Annotated in this window: 3 protein-coding genes; all 3 read left to right on the forward strand. The window is 75.4% G+C overall.

Annotation, left to right across the window (positions count from 1 at the left end; genetic code table 11):
- A partial coding sequence (locus ABD308_RS15010) for an AfsA-related hotdog domain-containing protein (protein ID WP_344333764.1) occupies positions 1-345 on the forward strand: 345 nt, incomplete at its 5' end.
- Complete coding sequence (locus ABD308_RS15015; RefSeq protein ID WP_344333765.1) at positions 342-1,013, forward strand: methyltransferase family protein; 672 nt, start codon at positions 342-344, stop codon at positions 1,011-1,013. The genes ABD308_RS15010 and ABD308_RS15015, both read left to right, overlap by 4 nt.
- Entirely contained in the window at positions 1,010-1,699 is a 690-nt protein-coding gene (locus ABD308_RS15020) for a nitroreductase family protein (protein ID WP_344333766.1), read from the forward strand. The genes ABD308_RS15015 and ABD308_RS15020 overlap by 4 nt, the downstream gene beginning before the upstream one ends.
- The last annotated feature ends 74 nt before the right edge of the window (positions 1,700-1,773 follow it).

Below are 1,773 nucleotides of genomic sequence, written 5' to 3' on the forward strand. Positions count from 1 at the left end.
CTGGTGCCGCCGCCGACGCACCGGCTGGCGGGCGCCGGGGTGCACAACCCGGCCGCGCTGATCGAGTCGGCCCGCCAGCTGGCGACACTGCTGGGCCACACGGCGCACGGCCGCGACGCGGACGCGCAGATGCTCTGGCTGTCGCTGGAGGCGGACGTGCCGACCGGCCTGCCGGCGTCGGTGCCGCTGGAACTGTGGTGGGAGTTCACACCGGCGCGCGGCGCACGCGCGGTCTACCGGTTCGAGGTGGCGCACGCGGAGAGCGGCGAGCGGTTCGGACGGATCGAGATCGGCGTCCACACCCTCAGCCGCGCCGGTTACCTGAAACGAAGGGCGACCAGATGAGTACGGTGGAACCGGCGGCGGGCACGGGCCCGTCGTCCTGGGCGGTGCGGGCGCCGCGCCTGTTGTTCGTCGTCGCGGTCCTCGCGGTCGGCACCGGGCTGGTGGTCCATCTGCGCCACGCCGGCGACCCGGTGGACCTGGTCGCGGCCGTCCTGGCCGCCTGCTACCTCGGGTGGCTGGCGGTCGAGATCCCGGTGACCTTCCGCACCTCCGGCGCCGCGCCGCGCGAATCGGCGACCCTGCTGCTCTACGCGGCGGCCCGGATCGCCACGGTCGCCGCGGGCGTGCTCGGCCCGCTGCCCTGGGACACCTGGTCGCCGCTGCTGCTGATCCCGGCGGCGGTGTTCATCGGCGGGGTCGTGCTGCGCCAGGTGGCGATCCACACCCTGGGCCGCTTCTACTCCCACCACGTCACCCGCCAGAGCGACCACCAGGTCGTCACCTGGGGCGTCTACCGCTTCATCCGGCACCCCGCCTACGCCGGGATGCTCTCGGCCCACCTCGGGTTCGTGGCGTTCTTCCTCAACCCGCTGAGCGCCGTCCTGCTGGTCGCGCTCGCCGCCGCGATCACCTTCCGGATCCGCACCGAGGAGCGGATGCTGGTCAACATCCCCGGCTACCGCGCCTACGCGGACGGCCACGCCCGCCTCGTGCCGGGGCTGTGGTGAGCGCGCCCGCCCGCCCGGCGCGGGTCCGGCTGCCGGCGACCCCGGACGAACTGCTGACGACCACCCGCTCGGTGCGCCTGCGGCTGGACCTGAACCGCCCGGTGGACCTCGCCGAGGTGCGCGCGTGCGTGGAGACCGCGCTGCAGGCGCCCAACGGCGGCAACACCCAGCGCTGGCACTGGGTGGTGGTGGCCGACGACGGCCTGCGCGAGCGCGTCGCGGCGGTCTACCGGCGGGTCTTCGAGGTCCGCTACCCGCCGACGGCCTCCGCCGGAACGTCCGGCGTCGGGGTGACCGACCGGATGCTGGAAGGCGGCCGGCACCTGGCGTCGCACCTGCACGAGGTGCCGGTCCTGGTGATCCCGTGCGTGGACCTCGGCGGCCGCTCGCTGCCGCCGGGCAACCAGGCGGGCCTGTGGGGCTCGCTGCTGCCGGCCGCCTGGAGCTACATGCTCGCCGCGCGCGCCCGCGGCCTCGGCACGGCGTGGACCACGGTGCACCTGGACGCGGAGCAGGAGATCGCCGACATCCTCGGACTGCCCGACGGCGTCCGCCAGGGCGCCCTGATCCCCACCGCGCACGTGGTGGGCGACGGATTCGGACCGGCGCCGCGCCGGTCGGTGGACAGCGTGCTGCACCTGGACGGCTGGGGCGGCGGGGCGGGGAGCGGTGGATCCGGTGACTGAGCTCGTGGTGACCACGGCGACCCGCGGCGGTGCGCTGGCGGACGCCGCGCGGGTGGGGCACAAGTTCGCCCGCC

The organism is Kitasatospora putterlickiae, assembly GCF_039527695.1.
Classification (GTDB): Bacteria; Actinomycetota; Actinomycetes; order Streptomycetales; family Streptomycetaceae; genus Kitasatospora; species Kitasatospora putterlickiae.

Bases quoted from the DNA above. Each gene is read 5' to 3' on its own strand.
- ABD308_RS15015 (WP_344333765.1), top strand. From the start codon at position 342: ATGAGTACGGTGGAACCGGCGGCGGGCACGGGCCCGTCGTCCTGGGCG.